Origin of the sequence: Halomonas elongata DSM 2581, from assembly GCF_000196875.2 — a bacterium.
GTDB classification, from domain to species: Bacteria; Pseudomonadota; Gammaproteobacteria; order Pseudomonadales; family Halomonadaceae; genus Halomonas; species Halomonas elongata.
Genome location: NC_014532.2, coordinates 1,300,559 through 1,319,222 on the forward strand (window position 1 = coordinate 1,300,559; position 18,664 = coordinate 1,319,222).

Genomic DNA, 18,664 nt, shown 5'->3' on the forward strand with positions numbered 1-18,664 from the left:
GCCGAATGGCCGGAAAGGCTCAGCTGCAGTTGTATTCGACGCCGTTGGCGTCGTCGATCTGGCGGATCACCGACCAGTGTTCCTTGAAGCTGATGGGGATGAACTGTTCATCTCCGCTGCGGCCGAATTCCTCGGCCAGCTCACTGCCCTCCCAGTCGAAGCTGAAGAAGGCTTCCTTGATCGCTTCCTGCAGCTCGGGGGCCAGGTTGTAGACGGCGCCATAGCCGGTGGTGGGGAAGGTGTCGGACTGGTAGAGCACTTCGAGTTGATCGGCGTCGACGACGCCCCGGTCGATCATGCGGTTCTTCACCGAATTGGCGACGGTGGCCACCGCGTAGTCCTGGTTGGCCACGCCGAGCACCGAGTTGTCGTGCTTGCCGGAGAAATCGACCTCGTAGTCCTCGCCGGAAGTCATGCCGAACTCGGAGGCCATCAGGGCAGTGGGGGCCTTGAAGCCGGAGTTGGAGGTTTCGGAGGTGTGCGTCAGGGTCTTGCCGCGAATGTCTTCCACCTCGTCGATGCCGGATTCCGGATGGGTGATGATCTCCATCTCGTAACCGAAGGAGCCATCCTCGGCGGCCATCATGGCGAAGGGGCGAAAGCCGGCACAGGCCACGGCCAGCGGATTGGAGCCGGTGTTGAAACCGGCCACGTGGAGACGTCCGGCACGCATCGCCTCGATCTGGGCGGCGTTGGACTGCACCGGGAAGAATTGCACCTTCTTGCCGGTGACCTCTTCCATGTGCTTCAGGAAACCGGCCCACACCTCGGCATAGACGGCGGGATCCTCGACCGGTGTATAGGCGAATATCAGGGTATCCGGGTCGAGCCACTGGGACTCGTCTTCGGGGATGTCGGCCACCAGATCACCGTCGGCGTCGGTGAATCGCTCGCTGAGCTGGAATTCGGCCTGGGCCTGGCCGGCGGTCAAGGCGGCGAGGGCGATGGCACCGGTCATCATGGAGCGGGTCAGTGGCTGCATGGAAATCACCTGTGTCGGGAAAAGGAAGCACGGGCAATAGGCTGTTCAGTCACCGTGACAACGGCGGGTCGAGAAGATGTCGTGTCGATGAAGGTTCGATGACCGCGAAGAGAGAGCCACAGAGAGAGTCGAGGGATTACCGTCATCGAGACCCGAATGGGTGTTCGGCTTTCCGGCGGTGCTGTCCAGAGAGCCGGATAGTGAGGCATTATCGTGTTTTCTTGATATGTTGACCCCGCTCAGGAGCCATCACTTGTGTGCCCTCATTCGCTGAGTCTCGAGCGCTTCGCCGTAGGTGAACTAAGCGACGTCGATCTGAACCTCTCGCCCGGCGAGATTCTTTGCCTCTCGGGGGCCAGCGGTTCGGGAAAGAGCCGGCTGTTGCGTGCCCTGGCGGACCTCGATCCTCACGCAGGGGAAGCGTGGCTGGACGAACGGGCGCAGTCGATGACCCCGGCTCATGAATGGCGGGCCCGGGTGATGCTGGTGCCGGCGGAGAGTCATTGGTGGGCCGATCGTGTCGGCGATCATCTGCCGAGGGTCGCCCCGGCCGATCTGGAGACGCTGGGCTTTACCCCGGACGTGCTCGACTGGCAGGTGTCGCGGCTTTCTTCCGGGGAGAAGCAGCGTCTGGCGCTATTGCGCGCGGTCGCCCGTGAGCCTGAGGCCTTGCTGCTCGACGAACCCACCGCCAATCTCGACGAGGCCACGATCCGGCGCGTGGAAGCCTGGCTGGTCGAGCGTATTCGTGCTCGAGGCTGGCCGACGCTCTGGGTGGCCCACGACACGGGCCAGATCGCTCGGGTGGCGGATCGTCACTGGTGCATCCGCGATGGGCAACTGGTGGCAGAGGAGGAGGCGAGCGCATGGACGTGATCGTGCTCACCTGGTGGCAATTGGCCCTGGCGGCACTGCTGGTAGTGGCGCTGGCGGGGTGCACGGTCGTCGCGCGGCTCGGCATGGCCAGAAGCCTGCTGATCGCCGCTGTGCGCACCGTGATTCAGTTATCTCTGGTAGGGCTGGTGCTGGAGGCGCTTTTCGCGGCATCGGCATTGCATTGGGTGACGCTGATGGCGTTCGGCATGCTGCTGATTGCCGGGCGCGAGGTGATGGCACGCCAGAAGCGTCGCCTGGTAGGCGGCTGGGCGTTCGGCATCGGCACGCTGGCGATGTTCGTGTCCTCGTTCAGCGTGGCCGTGCTGACCCTGACCGTGATCATCGGGCCGGATCCCTGGTACCGGCCGCAGTACGCCATTCCGCTGCTGGGCATGATGCTCGGCAATACCATGACCGGTGTGGCCCTGGCGCTGGATCGCTTGACCGACACGGCCTGGCGCCAGCGGGCGGTGATCGAGAATCGCCTGATGCTCGGGCAGCGCTGGCAGGAGGCGGTCGGCGATATCCGCCGCGAAGCGATGCGCAGCGGCCTGATGCCCACCATCAACGCCATGGCCGCCGCCGGCGTGGTCAGCCTGCCGGGCATGATGACCGGCCAGATTCTGGCCGGCAGCCCGCCGGCACTGGCGGTCAAGTATCAGATCCTGGTGATGTTCACCCTGACCCTGGGCACCGGCTTCGGCACCCTGGTGGCGGTGGCAGCGGGGAGCCGGCGATTGTTCGACGATCGCCAGCGGTTGCGGCTGGAGCGCCTGGCCGCCCCTCGCCATTAGCAAGGGGCGGCGGACGAAGCGCCTCAGTCGATCAGTTCCACGGCCACGGCGGTGGCTTCACCGCCGCCGATGCACAGGCTGGCGATGCCGCGCTTGCCGCCCTTGGTGCGCAGGGCGTGGATCAGGGTGGCGATGATCCGCGAGCCGGTGGAGCCGATGGGGTGGCCCTGGGCGCAGGCACCGCCGAAGACGTTGACCTTGTCATGGGGCAGGCTCAGGTCGTCCATGGCCATCAGGGTGACCACGGCGAAGGCTTCGTTGATCTCGAACAGGTCCACGTCGTCGACGCCCCAATCGAGTTTTTTCATCAGCTTGTCGATGGCGCCCACCGGGGCGATGGTGAACTCGCTCGGATGGCGCGAATGGGTGCTGTGGCCCAGCATGCGGGCGATGGGCTTGACGCCGACCCGGTCCGCCGCCGCCTGGCTGGCCAGGATCAGCGCCGAGGCGCCGTCGGAGATCGAGCTCGAGTTGGCCGCCGTGATGGTGCCGTCCTTGGCGAACGCCGGGCGCAGTTCGCGAATCTTGTCGAGCCGGGCCTGAAAGGGCTGCTCGTCGTGCTCGACCCGGGTCTCGCCCTTGCGATCCTTGACCGTGACCGGCGCCATCTCGGCATCCAGGTGGCCGGCCTCGGTGGCCTGCATGGCGCGTTCCAGCGAGGCAATGGCGAAGTCATCGAGCCGCTCGCGGGAATAGCCGCGCTCGCTGGCGATCTGCTGGGCGAAGCCGCCCATCAACTGACCGGTCTCGGCGTCTTCCAGGCCATCGAGGAACATGTGGTCCTTCAACTCGCCGTGCCCCAGGCGGTAGCCGGTGCGCGCCCGGGTCAGCACATGCGGGGCGTTGGACATGGATTCCATGCCGCCGGCGAGCAGGATCTCGCCACTGCCGGCGCGGATCAGGTCATGGGCCAGCATGGTGGCCTTCATGCCCGAGCCGCACAGCTTGTTGATGGTGGTGGCGCCGATGGTGTCGGGAATGTCGGCCTGACGCATGGCCTGCCGGGCCGGCCCTTGCTTGACGCCGGCGGGCAGCACACAGCCCAGGATGCCCTCGTCGATGGCGGAGGCCTCGATGCCGGCGCGTTCGATGGCGGCACGAATGGCGGTGGCGGCGAGCTGCGGTGCGCTGAGCGACGCGAGGCTGCCGAGCATCCCGCCCATGGGCGTGCGGGTCGCGGAGAGGAATACGATATCGTCGGCGTGGCTCATGAGGTATCTCCCGATCAGTGATGGTTGTGATTGTGAGGGCGCCTTGGTCAACGGCGTTGACCCGTCGGCGGGGCTATGATCTTCTCAGGGTCAACCAAGCAAGCGCTAGTGTAAATCTCGATGAATGTAATGAATGACTCTCCGCGCCGCAAGGAACTGACGCGCCAGGCCGCCCAGCTCTTCGTTCAGGAAGGCTTCGACCGTACCACGGTGCGCATGCTGGCCCAGGAGATGGGCATCAAGTCCGGCAGCCTGTTCCACCATTTCCGCGACAAGCAGGAGATCCTGGCCGCGGTGATCGAGGAAGGCACGGAAAACGCCCTCGGTATCGCACGGGCAGCCCTCGATGACTGCGACAGCGACCCCGCTTCGAGGTTGCACGCCATGGCCCGGGCTCACCTGGAGACGCTGCTCACCGACCGCAACGCCCATGTGGTGGCGCTGTACGAATGGCGACGCCTGGACGCGCCGGCGAGAGCCCATCTCAGCCACCTTCGCGATGCCTACGAGGCACTCTGGGAAGAGGTGATCGACGACGCCCTGGCCGCCGGCCTGATCCGGGGCGATCGTTTCCTGGTCTCACGTTTCGTGATGGGCGCGCTCAACTGGACCGTGCGCTGGTATGACCCCGATGGTGAACGCACGCCGGATGAACTCGCCGGGGAACTCGTCGCCATGTTGACCCATCCCGCCGGCTGACGGGCGCTTGTCGTTTGCCATGGCGTCGACCATGGTCTAGCCCCATTTGCGTCTTCGGTGCTTGCCCTGCCGAGCCCGAGCCTCTAGCTTGACCCTAGCGCTTGATAGGTTGACGCTTACGTCAACGAAAACATGGCGAGCGGTTTCCGACAACAATCACAAGGGGGCAAGCCCATGACCACGACCCTTCCCGACTATCATGCCTATCTCGAGACCTTTGCCATCGACGATGTCGTCGCCCGGCTCGACGACCATCGCGATGGCCGGTTGAATGCCTTCGAGGCGTGTTGTGGTCGCCACTTGCGCGAAGGGCGCGCCGAGGTGACGGCCCTGGTCCACGAGGACACTCGAGGACGGATCACGACGTTGAGCTATGGCGAACTGGCTGCCGAAAGCGAGAAGCTCGCCGGCTGGCTCTCCGAGCGTGGCCTGGGCGAGGGCGACCGTATCGCCTGCATGCTGCCTCGCTCGCCACAGCTGTTGATCGCGATACTGGCCAGCTGGCGCATCGGCGCGGTCTACCAGCCGCTGTTCACCGCCTTCGGATCCGATTCGGTGGCGTATCGGCTGGAGCGTGCCGATACCCGCCTGGTGATCACCGATGGCGACAATCGCGCCAAGTTCGATGGTCTGGCTCAGTGTCCGCCGGTACTCGCCGTGGGTGGGCCCGATGCCGAACATGACGATGACCTGGATTGGGCCTCGGCCCTGGCGCATTCGTCCATCGAGACAGCGGCACCGCGGCAGTCGCCGGATGCCCCCTTCCTGCAGATGTTCACCTCCGGCACCGTGGGCAAGCCCAAGGGAGTTGCCGTGCCGCTCGCCGCCATGCCGGCCTTCGCGCTCTACATGGAACTGGCCATCGGTCTCGATGACAGCGACCGTTTCTGGAACATGGCCGATCCCGGCTGGGCCTATGGCCTTTACTACGCCATCGCCGGCCCGCTGTTGCTGGGTGTGACCACGCACTTCTGCGAGTCCGGCTTCAGTGCCGAGGGTGCGCTGAGCTTCATGGAGCGTCATGGCATCACCAATTTCGCCGCCGCGCCCACTGCCTACCGCTTGATGAAGGCATCGGGACTGTTCGACGACGCCCGGGAGCGGCTCTCCTTGCGGCGTGCCAGTTCCGCCGGCGAGCCGCTCAATACCGAGGTGGTCACCTGGGTGGAAACGGCGCTGGGCTGTTCGGTGATGGACCACTATGGCCAGACCGAGACCGGCATGACCTGCTGCAACCATCACGCCCTGGCGCATCCCAAGCATGTCGGTGGCATGGGCGTGCCGATGCCCGGCTATCGTCTGGCGATCCTCGATGCCGAGTACAACGAGCTGCCGCCCGGGGAACCCGGCGTGCTGGCGGTCGACATCGCCCGTTCTCCGGCACATTTCTTCCCCGGCTATACCTGGCAGGAGAAGGAACCCTTCGTCGGGGGCTATTATCTGACCGGTGACGTGGTGCAGCGCAATGAGGATGGCAGCTTCCAGTTCGCCGGTCGCGACGACGACATCATCACCACCGCCGGTTATCGGGTCGGGCCCACCGATGTGGAGAACTCGGTGCTCATGCATCCGGCCGTGGCGGAGTCGGCCGCAGTGGGCCAGCCCGACGAGATTCGCGGCGAGATCATCAAGTCCTATGTGGTGCTGCGAGACGGTGTCGAGGCCAGCGATACACTCGCCGACGAAATCCGCCAGCAAGTGCGCGAGCGCCTCTCGACCCATGCCTTTCCCAGGGTGATCGAATTCGTCGACACCCTGCCCAAGACACCCAGCGGCAAGATCCAACGCTTCAAGCTGCGCGCGGATGCCGCCGACAAGGCGGAGACGGCCGCTCAATGACCATGGAGATGTAGCGATGCAATTGAAGGACAACGCCTTTCTGATCACCGGTGCCGCATCCGGGCTGGGCGCCGCCACGGCGGAGCGTATCGTGGCCGCCGGCGGCCGCGTGGTGCTGTGCGATCTCAGCGAGGCTGTCGAGTCGCATGCCGCCCGGCTCGGCGAAGCGGCCCGTGCGGTGCGCGGGGATGTCACTCGCGAGGATGATATGCAAGCCGCCGTGGAGGCGGCCGTCGCCCTGGGGGAGAAAGGAGAGGGCGAGCGTGGCCTGGCCGGGGTGATCCATTGCGCCGGTGTGGTCAGTGTGGCCAAGCTGCTCGACCGCGAAGGCAACCCCGCCGATCTCGATGCCTATGCGCGTACCGTGCAGATCAACCTGGTGGGCACCTTCAACGTGATGCGCCTGGCCGCGGCAGCAATGTCCAAGAATGCGCCGGGCGAGGATGGCGAACGGGGCGTGATCATCAACACCGCTTCGGTCGCTGCCTTCGATGGTCAGGTGGGGCAGTGCGCCTACAGTGCCTCCAAGGCGGGCGTGGTCGGCATGAGCCTGCCGGCGGCCCGCGAGCTCTCGCGGCACGGGATCCGTGTCATGGCGATTGCCCCCGGAGTATTCGAGACACCGATGATGAGCGACATTCCGGAGGACGCCGTGGCGGCGTTGTCCGCTTCCATTCCTTTCCCCAAGCGGCTCGGCAAGCCCGATGAATACGCCCGCCTGGCCGAACAGATCGTCACCAACCCGATGCTCAACGGCGAAGTGATCCGCCTGGACGGCGGGATTCGGATGAGCTGAAGCAGGAAGAACGCGGCTATATCGCTGGAAGAGGGAAGAAACGCTTGATGCTCCCTGCTTTGGGGCTAGTCTATCTTCCTTCTTCCTTACCGTACGTCATGTCGATAAAACGAACGCTTGACTGTCCTGTCTCGCGGGCGTAATTTCAAACAATTGTTTGAAAGGCTGTTTGCAAGCGGTTCGGCCGCTGCATGCGTCCACGTTCGAGGAGAGAGACAATGCCCGACTACCAGGCCCCCTTGCGTGATCTGCGCTTCGTCATGGACGAGATGCTCGACTATCCGACCCATTATGCGGGATTGCCCGGTGGCGAGGAGGCGACGCCCGATGTGGTCGGGGCGATCCTCGAGGAAGGGGCGCGCTTCGCACGCGAAGAGCTGCTGCCGTTGAACCAGAGCGGCGACCTGGAAGGTTGTTTGCTGGAGGGCGGTGAGGTCAAGACGCCGAAGGGCTTCAAGGAGGCTTACAGCCGCTACGTGGAAGGTGGCTGGCCGGGCCTGGCCGCCGATCCGGAGCAGGGCGGGCAGGGGCTGCCGCCTTCGCTGGCCATGGTGCTCTCGGAGATGATCTGCGCCACCAACCTGGCCTGGGGCATGTATCCGGGGCTGTCCCATGGGGCCGCCGATGCCTTGCGTCATCATGGCACCGAAGCACAGCAAGCCACCTACCTGAGCAAGCTGGTCGAGGGCGTGTGGACCGGCACCATGTGCCTGACCGAGCCGCACTGCGGCACCGACCTGGGACTGATCAAGACCCGGGCGGTACCCAACGATGACGACAGCTACACGCTCAGCGGCACCAAAATCTTCATCTCCGCCGGCGACCATGACCTGGCCGAGAATATCGTGCACCTGGTGCTGGCCAAGCTGCCGGACGCTCCGGCCGGTTCCAAGGGCATCTCCTTGTTCGTGGTGCCGAAGTTCCTGCCGGATGCCGACGGCAACCCGGGAGAGCGCAACGGCGTGAGTTGCGGCTCGCTCGAGCACAAGATGGGCATCCATGGCAACGCCACCTGCGTGATGAACTTCGATGGCGCCCGTGGTTTTCTGGTCGGCAAGCCCCATAAGGGGCTGGCCTGCATGTTCACCATGATGAATGCCGCGCGCATCGGGGTGGGCATCCAGGGTCTCGGGCTCACCGAGGCCAGCTTCCAGAACGCCCTGGCCTATGCACGGGATCGCCTGCAGATGCGTGCACTGTCCGGCGCCAAGGCCGAGGACAAGCCTGCCGATCCGATCATCGTGCACCCGGATGTCCGCCGCATGCTGCTGACCCAGAAGGCCTTCGCCGAGGGTGGCCGCATGCTGGTGCTCTATGCGGCGCAGATGGTCGATGTGGTGGAGCGCAGTGACGACACCGAGCAGACCGAGCGTGCCGAGACCCTGCTCGGCCTGCTGACGCCCATCGTCAAGGCGTTTCTCACCGAGGTCGGGTTCGAGGCGACCAATGAGGGCGTACAGGTGTTCGGCGGCCACGGCTTCATCCAGGAATGGGGCATGGAACAACTGGTGCGCGATGCCCGTATCACCCGTCTCTATGAAGGCACCACCGGTATCCAGGCGCTCGACCTGCTGGGCCGCAAGGTGTTGATGAGCCAGGGCGAGACGCTCAAGATCTTCACCAAGGAGATCCACAAGTTCTGCCAGGCCGAAGAAGGCAATCCCGACATGGCCGAGTTCGTTCGCCCGCTGGCCAAGCTCAATGCCGAGTGGGGCGAGCTGACCATGGGCGTGGGCATGAAAGCCATGAACGACCGTGAGGAAGTGGGTGCGGCCAGCGTCGACTACCTGATGTACTCCGGTTACGTGACGCTCGCCTACCTGTTCGCCCGCGCCGTGAAGCAGGCCAAGAGTGCCCTGGCCGCCGGCACTGATGATGCCGCCTTCTACCGCGCCAAGGTCAATACCGCGCGCTTCTACTATGAACGGCTGCTGCCGCGCACCCGGGCCCACGTCCAGATGATCCAGGCCGGTGGCGAGTCGCTGATGGCGCTGTCTCCCGACGACTTCGGTCGCGGGTTCGAAATCTGATTCCTGTGGCTTTCTCTTTCTTGTGACTCTCTCTGATCAGGCGCTCTGATCGGTGTTGCGGCGGGCCTTGCCCGCCGCTTTTTTATGGCCTGACGTGGGGCGGTGTCGATTTCGGCAGTTTGCGGGCGACCAGCGGGATGGGGGGTTATCTTGTGTCTGATGCCGGCGATGCTGGTTGCACGATCCGCTTCGCCTGCGCGCTGGAAGAGGCTTGGCCCTGTCGTGAGCCGTCTCCCACGGGATGGCGGATCGGGATCGATGGGGCCGGATGAAACGCATCGACCGATGGAGGGCGACATGACGAATCTCAACCGGGCCACCATGATACCGACCTTGCGCTACCACGATGCCGCCCAGGCGATCGACTGGCTGTGCGAGGCATTCGGTTTCGAACGGCATCTGGTGGTGGAAGACGACGACGGCGGCATCGCCCATGCCCAACTGACCTTCGGCAACGGCATGGTCATGCTGGGTTCGGCGCGAGAAGGAGAATTCGATCGCTGGCAGGTTCCCATGGCCACGCCGGATGCCGCTGTGACACAGAGCCCTTATGTCATCGTCGACGACGTCGATGCCCATCATCGTCAGGCCGTGGCAGCGGGTGCACGAGTGCTGATGCCGCCCGAGGATCAGCCTTATGGCGGGCGCCTGTATAGCTGTCGCGATCTCGAGGGGCATCTGTGGAACTTCGGCAGCTACGATCCCTGGCAGGATGCCGGAAGTTGACTGCGTGAATGGCGCGAGCTGCTATCTTGGCTAGTCGCCTGACAGTTTTCGGTGCGGCGAGCGCCGAGGATAACAAGACGCGATGAGGAGACGCGCAAATGGCGACCTTGACGATCAATGGGCAGACCCATGAGCTGGATGTGCCTGATGAAATGCCCTTGCTGTGGGCATTGCGCGACGTGGTGGGCCTGACCGGTACCAAGTATGGCTGCGGCATGTCGTTGTGTGGCGCCTGTACCGTGCATCTGGACGGTGAGGCGACGCGTTCCTGTGTTACGCCCGTCTCGGCGGTGGGGGAGCGCGAGATCACCACGATCGAGGCGGTGGGTGACGAGCGCATCGGCGAGGCGGTGCAGGCGGCCTGGCGCAAGCTCGATGTCGTGCAGTGCGGTTACTGCCAGTCCGGGCAGATCATGGCGGCCGTGGCACTGCTCAGTGAAAACGCCGATCCCAGCGACGACGACATCGATTCGGTGATGAGCGGCAACATCTGCCGCTGCGCAACCTATGTACGCATTCGCGCCGCCATTCATGAAGCCGCCACTTCCCTGGCATGAGGAGATCGACGATGGGCATTTTCGACCCCAAACCGACGTCCCGGCCCCGCACCGAGGTCGTCAACATCAGTCGTCGTCACTTCCTGCAGGGTTCTGCCGGCCTGGCACTGGGCGTCTACCTGTCGCCCTTGCTGATGCGCGGCGGGCAGGTGCAGGCGGAGGAGGTCGCAGCCAGTGAAGGCGATGACTTTTCCCCCAATGCCTTCGTGCGCATCGGCACCGATGGCGCGGTGGTCGTGGTCGCCAAGCATCTGGAAATGGGACAAGGCACCTACACCGGCCTCGCCACCCTGGTGGCCGAAGAACTCGACGCCGACTGGCGCGATGTATCCGTGGAGGGGGCTCCAGCGGATGCCGAGCGCTACAAGAACCTGGCGTTCGGCATGCAGGGCACCGGTGGCAGTACCGCCATTGCCAATTCCTACGAGCAGATGCGGCATGCCGGCGCGACGGCCCGGGCCATGCTGGTGGCGGCCGCCGCCGAACGCTGGCAGGTGCCTGCCGAGGAGATCCATGTGCGCGAGGGGCGCTTGCGCCATGAGTCGTCCGGTAACGAGAGCGGTTTCGGCGAGCTGGTGGAAGCGGCCGCCGAGTTGCCGGTGCCGGAGGACGTGACGCTCAAGGATCCCGACGACTTTCGCCTGATCGGCAAGCTCGATACACCACGCCAGGACAGCCCGGCGAAGACCGATGGCAGTGCCATCTTCACCCAGGACATGACCCGTCCCGGCATGTTGATCGCGGTGCCGGCGCATCCGCCGACGTTCGGCGCTACCTTGGCCTCGGTCGATGACAGCAAGGCACGCGAGGTTCCCGGCGTGGTCGGGGTGGTACGTTTCGCCGGTGGACCACATCGCTTCGAAGGCGTGGCGGTGTTGGCGGACAACACCTGGGCGGCGAGCCAGGGGCGTGATGCATTGTCGCTGGAGTGGGACGAGAGCGAGGCCTTCACCCAGGGCACGGACGAGATCGTGGCCCACTTTCAGGAACTGGCCGGCCAGGAGGGCAAGGTCGCCGCCCGGCATGGCGATGCCGCCGCAGCGCTGGAGGAGCCCGCGACTCTGGTCGAGGCGGAATATGTCTTCCCCTATCTGGCCCACGCCGCCATGGAACCGATGAACTGCCTGGTGGAACTCGGCGACGACCGCTGTGATATCTGGAACGGCGAACAGTGGCAGACCATGGATCGCCAGGCCGTGGCCGAGCTGCTTGGCATCGCGCCGGAGAATGTCTCGCTGACCCAGCTATACGCGGGCGGCAGTTTCGGTCGGCGCGCCAACCCGCAGTCCGATTTCGTGCTCGAGGCCGTGTCCATCGCCAAGGCGGCTCGCGAGGATGGCATCGAGGCGCCGGTGAAGATGGTCTGGATGCGCGAGGACGATACCCGTGGCGGCTATTACCGGCCGCTCAACGTGCATCGCGGGCGGCTGGCGCTGGACGAGCAGGGCAAGCTCGTGGCCTGGCATCAGCACCTGGTGGGACAGTCGATCATGACGGGGACGCCCATGGAGTCCGTCATGGTCAAGGACGGTGTGGACGCGACCTCGGTGGAAGGCGCGGCCAACCTGGCCTATGGCGTGCCCAATCTGCAGGTCGAGCTCACCACCCCCAGCGATATCGGCGTACCGGTGCAGTGGTGGCGTTCGGTGGGACATACGCATACTGCCTTTTCCACCGAGTGTCTGATCGATGAGGCTGCGGTCGCGGCCGAGCAGGACCCGGTGGCCTATCGCCTGGCATTGCTGAACGACAAGCCGCGCCATCGTGGCGTGTTGAAGCTGGCAGCCGAGCAGGCCGGCTGGGAGAAGCCACTGGACGCGGGTGCCGAGGGTGAGCAACGGGGGCGCGGCGTGGCCGTGCACGAATCCTTCTCGTCCTTCGTGGCCCAGGTGGCGGAGGTAACCGTCAAGTCGGATGGCAGCTATTCGGTCGACCGGGTGGTGTGCGCGGTGGACTGCGGCGTGGCCGTGAATCCGGACGTGATCAAGGCGCAGATGGAAGGCGGCATCGGTTTTGGTCTTGCCGCGGCCATCTCCGGCGAGATCAGTCTCGACCAGGGGGTGGTGCAGCAGACCAACTTCCACAACTATCAGGTCCTGCGGATGAATCAGATGCCCGAGGTCGAGGTACACATCGTGTCGTCCAGTGAACCGCCCACCGGGGTGGGCGAGCCAGGGGTGCCACCTATCGCGCCGGCGGTGGCCAATGCCCTGTACGCGGCGATCGGGCAACGCCTGCGTCGCCTGCCCCTGGGGACTTCCTTGACGTTGAGTTGACGGTCCCGGCCTCGCCCGGGGGATACCGAGCGAGGCCGGACGCGACGAGTCACTCAGGCAATGCTGTCTACCACGCCGCCATCCACTCGCAGGGCGGCGCCGCTGGTGGCCGATGCCTGGGGCGAGGCGGCGTAGACTACCATGTTGGCGACTTCCTCGACGCTGGCGGCGCGCTGGATGATCGAACTGGGGCGTTGGGCCATCACGAAGTCCCGCGCGGTATCCTCCATCGACTTGCCGCTCTGTCTCTGTTGCTCGGCGAGCATTTCCTGGACGCCCTCGGAGAGGGTCGGCCCCGGCAGTACCGCGTTGACCGTGACGCCGGTGCCGGCCAGACGCTTGGCCAGTCCCCGCGACAGCGACAGATAGGCGGTCTTGGTCATACCATAGTGAATCATGTCGTCGGGGATGTTCAGCGCCGACTCCGACGACAGGAACAGGATGCGTCCCCAGCCGCGCTCGACCATGCCTCCGGCATAGGCCCGCGACAGGCGCACCCCGGACATCACGTTGACGTCGAAGAAGCGTTGCCATTCGTCGTCCGGCGTGTCGAAGAAGTCCTGAGGGCCGAAGATGCCGACGTTGTTGACCAGGATGTCGGTGTCGGGCTCGGCGGTGAGCATGGCATCACAACCCTCGGCGCTGCCGAGGTCGGCGGACACGCCGCGGGCATCGGCGTTCGGCACTTGCTGGCGCAGGCGTTCGAGGGCGTCGTCCACGGCAGCCTGCTTGCGCCCGTTCAACACCACGCTGGCCCCGCTGTCGGCCAGGCCCTTGGCAATGGCGAAGCCGATACCTCCGGTGGAGCCGGTGACGATAGCGGTCTTGCCGGTCAGATCGATCTGCATCGAAATCTCCTTGTATCCAGTCGAGTGAGATAAATAGCACTCTAACAACTTGGTTGCCCTGTCGCGACCGGGCTAGAGAACGCCAGGGCGAGGTGGCTCGTGGGATGCCTGCGAAGCTGTCATGCTTGGATCTTCACGTGATTCAAGGAGGAAACACGTCATGCCGCCACGACGCCGTGATGTTACCCGAGAGATCGCCATTGAGCCGCTGGCTCATCACCATGCCGAGTCGTTATTCGATGCCGTCGATACCAGCCGGTCCACGCTGCGCGCATGGCTGCCCTGGGTGGATGCTACTCGGGCGGTCGACGATAGCCGTGCGTTCATCGACTCTGCCATGCAGGAGTGGCAGGCCGGTACCGCCATGCATTTCGCCATTCTGTGGCGCGGCGAGCTGGCTGGCGCCTGCGGATTCAACCGAATCGTGGCGAGCCGGCGCATGGCCGCCTTGGGGTATTGGTTGAGTCATGACGTTACCGGCCACGGCATCATCACGGCCTGCGTGCGCGAGCTGCTGACTCTGGGATTCGATGAACTGGGCCTGCACCGTGTCGAGTTGCACTGCGGCGAGCACAACCTGCGCAGCCGTGCCGTGGCCGAGCGCCTGGGCTTCACCGAGGAAGGGCGTCTGCGGGAGTGTGAATGGATCAACGAAGAACCCGTGACGCACGTGGTGTACGGCATATTGGCGCATGAAGCGAGGTGATGCTGTGATCGAGAGAGTTCCCGTCACCGTGCGGTGGGCGAGTCTGGATGATGCTGCCGGAATCGCTCGCGTGCATGTCCGGGCATGGCGGGTAGCCTATCGCGATATTCTGTTGTGGGATTATCTGGAAAGTCTTTCCGTCACGCAGCAAAAGCGCCTGTGGCAGGACAGGTTGATGCATGGCGAGACTCGAGTGGTGGTGGCCGAGGGCGACGGGCGAGTGGTCGGCTTCTGCGCCTGGGGGCCTTGTCGCGATACCGATACCGTCCCGCATCAGATCGAGATATATACCCTCTACCTGGATCCGGCCTATTGGTCCTGCGGGGTCGGTCGGCATCTGTGGCAACATGCCTTGACGGAGATACGTCAGGATTCGCCTTCTCATATCAGCCTCTGGGTGCTGACTGCCAATGAACGGGCGTTGCGTTTTTATCGGGCGGCTGGCTTCGCGTGTGACCCAGGTTCGCAGACCTCCTTCGAGCTGGGAGGCGTGACGTTGGGGGAGGTGCGCCTGGTTGGTACTCCCGAAGAGTTGTGGCGCGGGTCATTTCCGGCATGATCGAAAGAACGAAGATGTCGACACGAAGGAAAGGCATGAGGAAGCCATGGAAAAACTGCTGATCAGTGCGTGTCTGCTGGGTCAGCCGGTTCGTTACGACGGTCGGGCCAAGACGCAGCAGAGCGACATCCTGGCACGCTGGCGCAAGGAGGGGCGACTGGTCACGGTATGCCCCGAGGTGCAGGCCGGGCTTGCCACGCCCCGCGCGCCGGCGGAGATCGAAGGAGGCGGAGGCGCCGAGGTACTGGCCAGGGAAGCGCGCGTCATGACACGTGACGGCGAGGATGTCTCCGTGGCCTTCCGGTATGGCGCCGATCTGGCGCTGGCACTGTGTCGCCGCCATCGAATCCGCTTTGCCATTCTCACCGAGGGTAGCCCTTCCTGCGGTAGCCAGCGCATTTACGATGGTTGCTTCGATGGTCATACGGTGGCAGGGATGGGAGTGACCACGGCCTTGCTGACGCAACATGGTATCCGGGTCTTCAATCAGGAGGAAATTGCACGGGTGGCGGCGTTGTTGTAGTTGAGATGGGGGCGGCTTCAAGCGCTTCTCGTTTTCCATACCCATACGTTAAGCAACTTCATTCACTGGATGTCGAAAATCCCGGTACTACCTGTCGAATGAACGTTTCTGGATTCGTCGTTACTTTCCCTTCTGCGGTCAACCTGGCAGCCTAGCCCTATACTCATCATCGTTGACTATTCAGCCCTGGCGGTATAATTGTTCGGCCATTCCATGGCTTATGGCGAGTGATGGCGTAAGATAGAATGAGTGACGGTTACAAGAATCACGCAGCTAAAGTAGTTAACAAAAGTTCATAAATTTTCTTCGAAAAGCAGAAGACTCCCCTCTAAGCGTTCGGATATAATCTACAACAGATGGTGCACTATGATAGTGCGTTATCATGCCTCGCTAGGATTATCATCCAACAATTACAGTGTCTCCTCGATGCATGGCGACATAGAGCTTCGCTGAGCACTCGCGTCTGAACAATTAAAGCATTCAGCATGACTCGGTGATTGCCCCGCTATCATTGCGGCGGCCGTGATTTGTCTTATCGACTTTTCCGACTGCCAAACTGGGTTCAAGGGACATTGGGCTCGTGGACGTTGTCTTGACACCGTTCAGCCGCACCTGATTGCCGAGAGAAATAGTGAAAATCGAGCAGTGGACAATAGACAGGTAGCCTGGAGCGGCAAGGTTGTCGAACCAGGGTGCTCGAACGTGATACGAATGATTATGTTGGGAGAATATAAATGAAAATGAATCAGTATGTCTTGTGTGGCATCGTGAGTGCTGTGGCAGGTTTCTCTACCCTGGCAAACGCCCAAACAGCCCCGACCGTTCCGACCGGTGAATCCACCGGCGAAATCCAGGTCAAGGCGACTGTGCTGGAAGGCTGTGCCATCAATGCAACCAGCAATGCAGGCGATGCCTGGGGTGTTCTGGACTTTGGCCAGACCAGCGGGCTGTGGAATAACCCGATCAATGCCAAGGTTTCCAATAACCAGAATGGTGGGGACCTTGCTGTCACCTGCTCTGGAGGGGTTGAATCCTTCACCTTTTCCATTGACGGCGGCCTGAATGCTTCGGGAACGGCCCGCCAAATTGCAAATTCGGATGCCAGTAAGACATTGCCTTATAATGTCTATCAGGATGCCGCACATAGCCAGGAATATGGAATTGGTGATCCTGTAACATTTGCAGTCTCCGATGGACAGTCTGTCGACGTTCCCATCTTTGGAGTCCTCGAAGCCAATACGGGGACTGCGGCAACGGCAGGTGCCTACACTGATACACTGCGTGCGACACTGGAATTCTGAGTGTAATGCATGAGGTATAAATCATTCGGATGCTTTTCTGGGTGAAGTAACCTTCTCAGGGGCATCCCTGAGAAGGTTTGCTATATGAAGAGGCTTTCTACCCTGTGCCTTTCTGGTGCGTTATGTTTGCAGTCCACCCTAGGGCTGGCACAGAACGCAAATGAAGCTATTCTCAATGTCCTGGTGACCATGGAGTTAACTCCTGCTTGTGAGTTTTCATCAGGGAGTACCTCGACTGCAGGCAATATCCAGCTTGGAACCATGGATTTTGGGGCCATTATTGCTCAGGACGGTGAGGTTACAGCCCAACTTTCTGGAAGTAGTGGCTATGGTATCAGGGCAATATGTGCCCCTGGCGTCAGTGCGAAAGTCAACCTTCAGAGCTCCCGGAATGCTGTGCCATCCAATCTGGGTACAACTAGGGCCATGGTCGATGGCGCGGGTCATAGTATAGGGTATAATGTTTATAGTGATGTGGCCATGTCAAATCCACTGCAAGATGGTGACGTTATCGCCAGCATGGTGGGTGATGGAACGGAAAAAACTGTTCCTCTATATGGTAAAGCTTTCATGAGTCGCAATGAAGTGGCTGGTGAGTATACAGATATCCTATATATAACGATCGAGATGTGATCAATCAGGATCTCAATATGGCTCCTAGTGTCAAGGTTGGATACAAGCTGTTTATGATGGGGGTTGGTCTTCTGCTGAATTCTTCCTCCTATGGGGCCACCATGCCGACTCAAACCTTTCAGGTCACAGCAGCCATCATCGCAGGGTGTGAGGTTAGCGTGGGGAGTGAGAGTGGCAACTATGGCACTATAGATTTTGGTTCGGCTTCTACCTTGGCAACTGGAGACTATACAGCCCAGTTGGTAAGGAATCAGAGCGTTTTCTTTTATTGTACTAATGGGGTGACACTAAGCGCTAGTTTTGATGGAGGAGGTAACTACTCTAATGGAACACGCAATATGCTTTCCCAGGATGGAAGCAATAGTCTCATTCCATATACTTTGTATAGTGATGCCAGTATGACCACTCCAATCACTGTTAATGGGCAGGTGATGGTTGAGTCAGATGGGCAGAATCAAATCACAATTCCCGTTTATGGGAAGGCTCACTTGTCAGGGAACCATCCAGCAGGACGCTACAGTGACACATTAACATTAACCGTAACGTGGTGAATAATGATGAGAAACAGAATCGCTGGGCTAAAAAACTGTTTGTTGGCTGCTGCAATGATGCTGATGACAGCCAGTGCATGGGGTGCCGCTTCTGTGCAAATATGGCCAATAAACCCGGTGCTGAAAGCTGATGAGAATGCAACGGCTCTATGGTTGGAAAACAGAGGGGCACAAGAGGTGACCCTGCAAGTCAGGGTGTTCGCTTGGGGACAAGAGTCTGGAGATATCTACTCCACCCAGAATGAAATCATGGCTAGCCCTCCTGTCTTTACGGTTCCCGTGGGAGAGAAGCAACTTATCCGTTTGACAAAAACTGGAAATGTACAAGCGGGTATGGAGAATGCTTACCGTGTCATCGTGGACGAGGTGCCGGTAAAAGATAAGGTTTCCAGTGATCAAGGGTCCGCCTTGAAGTTTCAGATGCGTTATTCTGTGCCGCTTTTTGTATATGGCACAGGGAAAGAACCCTTGGAGAAAAAGGGCAGTGATGCTCAAAGCCTGCAGGAAGGGCAAAGTCTTAGCTGGCGCATCGTCGATAATATGCTGGAGATCAGCAATGCTTCGGATCATCACGTAAGGTTGACGGGAGCAAGTGTTGTAAACAACGGGAAAGAGTTTTCTCTCGAAAACGGCCTTCTGGGCTACGTTTTGGGGAATTCCTCCAATCGTTGGCCTTTACCTGCTGGTCTCAATGGCCAGTCGATATTGAAGGGGCAGGTGAATGGTGGTGAAGCGATAGTTATCAAAAAATATTGAT

The 18,664-nt window shown here is 61.9% G+C and carries 19 protein-coding genes; 16 read left to right on the top strand and 3 right to left on the bottom strand.

The genetic code is table 11. The features are described 5' to 3' along the window. Window positions 1-19: 19 nt before the first annotated feature. Complete coding sequence (gene phnD / locus HELO_RS06220; RefSeq protein WP_013331893.1) at window positions 20-982, bottom strand: phosphate/phosphite/phosphonate ABC transporter substrate-binding protein; 963 nt, start codon at window positions 980-982, stop codon at window positions 20-22. A 255-nt stretch (window positions 983-1,237) separates the two neighbouring features. On the opposite strand from phnD, the gene HELO_RS06225 reads away from it, so the two are divergent. Both HELO_RS06225 and HELO_RS06230 read left to right on the top strand, forming a co-directional pair. Continuing rightward, entirely contained in the window at window positions 1,238-1,858 is a 621-nt protein-coding gene (locus HELO_RS06225) for an ABC transporter ATP-binding protein (RefSeq protein WP_109637355.1), read from the top strand. Further along, a complete protein-coding gene (locus HELO_RS06230; RefSeq protein WP_013331895.1) occupies window positions 1,849-2,652 on the top strand; it encodes an ABC transporter permease in 804 nt (267 codons plus the stop codon). Before HELO_RS06225 ends, HELO_RS06230 begins: the two co-directional genes overlap by 10 nt. Before the next feature lie 23 nt (window positions 2,653-2,675). On the opposite strand, the gene HELO_RS06235 is transcribed toward HELO_RS06230, so the two are convergent. Then, window positions 2,676-3,863 (bottom strand): acetyl-CoA C-acyltransferase, encoded by a 1,188-nt coding sequence (locus HELO_RS06235; RefSeq protein WP_013331896.1) that lies wholly within the window; start codon window positions 3,861-3,863, stop codon window positions 2,676-2,678. A gap of 129 nt (window positions 3,864-3,992) precedes the next feature. On the opposite strand from HELO_RS06235, the gene HELO_RS06240 reads away from it, so the two are divergent. The 7 genes from HELO_RS06240 (at window position 3,993) to HELO_RS06270 (ending at window position 12,786) form a co-directional block, all read left to right on the top strand. After that, complete coding sequence (locus tag HELO_RS06240; RefSeq protein WP_041601962.1) at window positions 3,993-4,562, top strand: TetR/AcrR family transcriptional regulator; 570 nt, start codon at window positions 3,993-3,995, stop codon at window positions 4,560-4,562. 174 nt (window positions 4,563-4,736) lie between these two features. Next, complete coding sequence (locus tag HELO_RS06245) at window positions 4,737-6,401, top strand: AMP-binding protein (protein WP_013331898.1); 1,665 nt, start codon at window positions 4,737-4,739, stop codon at window positions 6,399-6,401. Window positions 6,402-6,417: 16 nt separating this feature from the next. After that, complete coding sequence (locus HELO_RS06250; protein WP_013331899.1) at window positions 6,418-7,197, top strand: SDR family NAD(P)-dependent oxidoreductase; 780 nt, start codon at window positions 6,418-6,420, stop codon at window positions 7,195-7,197. Between the two features lie 218 nt (window positions 7,198-7,415). Next, complete coding sequence (locus HELO_RS06255; protein ID WP_013331900.1) at window positions 7,416-9,227, top strand: acyl-CoA dehydrogenase C-terminal domain-containing protein; 1,812 nt, start codon at window positions 7,416-7,418, stop codon at window positions 9,225-9,227. A gap of 297 nt (window positions 9,228-9,524) precedes the next feature. Next, window positions 9,525-9,953: a VOC family protein gene (locus HELO_RS06260; RefSeq protein WP_013331901.1), complete on the top strand. Its 429-nt coding sequence runs from the start codon at window positions 9,525-9,527 to the stop codon at window positions 9,951-9,953. A 98-nt stretch (window positions 9,954-10,051) separates the two neighbouring features. Then, on the top strand, window positions 10,052-10,510 hold the full coding sequence (locus HELO_RS06265) for a (2Fe-2S)-binding protein (RefSeq protein ID WP_013331902.1): 459 nt from the start codon (window positions 10,052-10,054) through the stop codon (window positions 10,508-10,510). 11 nt (window positions 10,511-10,521) lie between these two features. Beyond that, entirely contained in the window at window positions 10,522-12,786 is a 2,265-nt protein-coding gene (locus tag HELO_RS06270; RefSeq protein WP_013331903.1) for a xanthine dehydrogenase family protein molybdopterin-binding subunit, read from the top strand. 53 nt (window positions 12,787-12,839) lie between these two features. On the opposite strand, the gene HELO_RS06275 is transcribed toward HELO_RS06270, so the two are convergent. Then, window positions 12,840-13,634, bottom strand: a complete 795-nt coding sequence (locus tag HELO_RS06275; protein WP_013331904.1) for an SDR family NAD(P)-dependent oxidoreductase — start codon at window positions 13,632-13,634, stop codon at window positions 12,840-12,842. Between the two features lie 160 nt (window positions 13,635-13,794). Between HELO_RS06275 and HELO_RS06280 the strand changes: the two genes are divergently transcribed. The 7 genes from HELO_RS06280 to HELO_RS06310 all read left to right on the top strand — a co-directional run bounded on the left by HELO_RS06280 (window position 13,795) and on the right by HELO_RS06310 (window position 18,663). Further along, complete coding sequence (locus HELO_RS06280; protein WP_013331905.1) at window positions 13,795-14,340, top strand: GNAT family N-acetyltransferase; 546 nt, start codon at window positions 13,795-13,797, stop codon at window positions 14,338-14,340. Beyond that, a complete protein-coding gene (locus HELO_RS06285) occupies window positions 14,327-14,899 on the top strand; it encodes a GNAT family N-acetyltransferase (RefSeq protein WP_065240804.1) in 573 nt (190 codons plus the stop codon). Before HELO_RS06280 ends, HELO_RS06285 begins: the two co-directional genes overlap by 14 nt. A gap of 46 nt (window positions 14,900-14,945) precedes the next feature. Next, on the top strand, window positions 14,946-15,422 hold the full coding sequence (locus tag HELO_RS06290) for a DUF523 domain-containing protein (RefSeq protein ID WP_013331907.1): 477 nt from the start codon (window positions 14,946-14,948) through the stop codon (window positions 15,420-15,422). Window positions 15,423-16,156: 734 nt separating this feature from the next. Further along, complete coding sequence (locus HELO_RS06295; protein ID WP_109637358.1) at window positions 16,157-16,723, top strand: Csu type fimbrial protein; 567 nt, start codon at window positions 16,157-16,159, stop codon at window positions 16,721-16,723. An 84-nt stretch (window positions 16,724-16,807) separates the two neighbouring features. Next, entirely contained in the window at window positions 16,808-17,356 is a 549-nt protein-coding gene (locus tag HELO_RS06300) for a Csu type fimbrial protein (RefSeq protein WP_109637360.1), read from the top strand. Further along, window positions 17,353-17,907: a Csu type fimbrial protein gene (locus HELO_RS06305; RefSeq protein WP_082995165.1), complete on the top strand. Its 555-nt coding sequence runs from the start codon at window positions 17,353-17,355 to the stop codon at window positions 17,905-17,907. Before HELO_RS06300 ends, HELO_RS06305 begins: the two co-directional genes overlap by 4 nt. Before the next feature lie 3 nt (window positions 17,908-17,910). Beyond that, the gene (locus HELO_RS06310; protein WP_198410727.1) at window positions 17,911-18,663 is read left to right on the top strand and encodes a fimbrial biogenesis chaperone; all 753 of its coding nucleotides are present in this window, start codon (window positions 17,911-17,913) and stop codon (window positions 18,661-18,663) included. The last annotated feature ends 1 nt before the right edge of the window (window position 18,664 follow it).

What these genes read in the sequence shown, in the direction of transcription:
- HELO_RS06280 (WP_013331905.1), top strand. Translation starts at nt 13,795, where the DNA reads ATGCCGCCACGACGCCGTGATGTTACCCGAGAGATCGCCATTGAGCCG.
- HELO_RS06265 (WP_013331902.1), top strand. Translation starts at nt 10,052, where the DNA reads ATGGCGACCTTGACGATCAATGGGCAGACCCATGAGCTGGATGTGCCT.
- HELO_RS06255 (WP_013331900.1), top strand. Translation starts at nt 7,416, where the DNA reads ATGCCCGACTACCAGGCCCCCTTGCGTGATCTGCGCTTCGTCATGGAC.
- HELO_RS06290 (WP_013331907.1), top strand. Translation starts at nt 14,946, where the DNA reads ATGGAAAAACTGCTGATCAGTGCGTGTCTGCTGGGTCAGCCGGTTCGT.
- HELO_RS06270 (WP_013331903.1), top strand. Translation starts at nt 10,522, where the DNA reads ATGGGCATTTTCGACCCCAAACCGACGTCCCGGCCCCGCACCGAGGTC.
- HELO_RS06260 (WP_013331901.1), top strand. Translation starts at nt 9,525, where the DNA reads ATGACGAATCTCAACCGGGCCACCATGATACCGACCTTGCGCTACCAC.
- HELO_RS06275 (WP_013331904.1), bottom strand. Translation starts at nt 13,634, where the DNA reads ATGCAGATCGATCTGACCGGCAAGACCGCTATCGTCACCGGCTCCACC.
- HELO_RS06245 (WP_013331898.1), top strand. Translation starts at nt 4,737, where the DNA reads ATGACCACGACCCTTCCCGACTATCATGCCTATCTCGAGACCTTTGCC.
- phnD (WP_013331893.1), bottom strand. Translation starts at nt 982, where the DNA reads ATGCAGCCACTGACCCGCTCCATGATGACCGGTGCCATCGCCCTCGCC.
- HELO_RS06240 (WP_041601962.1), top strand. Translation starts at nt 3,993, where the DNA reads ATGAATGACTCTCCGCGCCGCAAGGAACTGACGCGCCAGGCCGCCCAG.
- HELO_RS06300 (WP_109637360.1), top strand. Translation starts at nt 16,808, where the DNA reads ATGAAGAGGCTTTCTACCCTGTGCCTTTCTGGTGCGTTATGTTTGCAG.
- HELO_RS06235 (WP_013331896.1), bottom strand. Translation starts at nt 3,863, where the DNA reads ATGAGCCACGCCGACGATATCGTATTCCTCTCCGCGACCCGCACGCCC.
- HELO_RS06295 (WP_109637358.1), top strand. Translation starts at nt 16,157, where the DNA reads ATGAAAATGAATCAGTATGTCTTGTGTGGCATCGTGAGTGCTGTGGCA.
- HELO_RS06250 (WP_013331899.1), top strand. Translation starts at nt 6,418, where the DNA reads ATGCAATTGAAGGACAACGCCTTTCTGATCACCGGTGCCGCATCCGGG.
- HELO_RS06230 (WP_013331895.1), top strand. Translation starts at nt 1,849, where the DNA reads ATGGACGTGATCGTGCTCACCTGGTGGCAATTGGCCCTGGCGGCACTG.
- HELO_RS06285 (WP_065240804.1), top strand. Translation starts at nt 14,327, where the DNA reads ATGAAGCGAGGTGATGCTGTGATCGAGAGAGTTCCCGTCACCGTGCGG.
- HELO_RS06310 (WP_198410727.1), top strand. Translation starts at nt 17,911, where the DNA reads ATGATGAGAAACAGAATCGCTGGGCTAAAAAACTGTTTGTTGGCTGCT.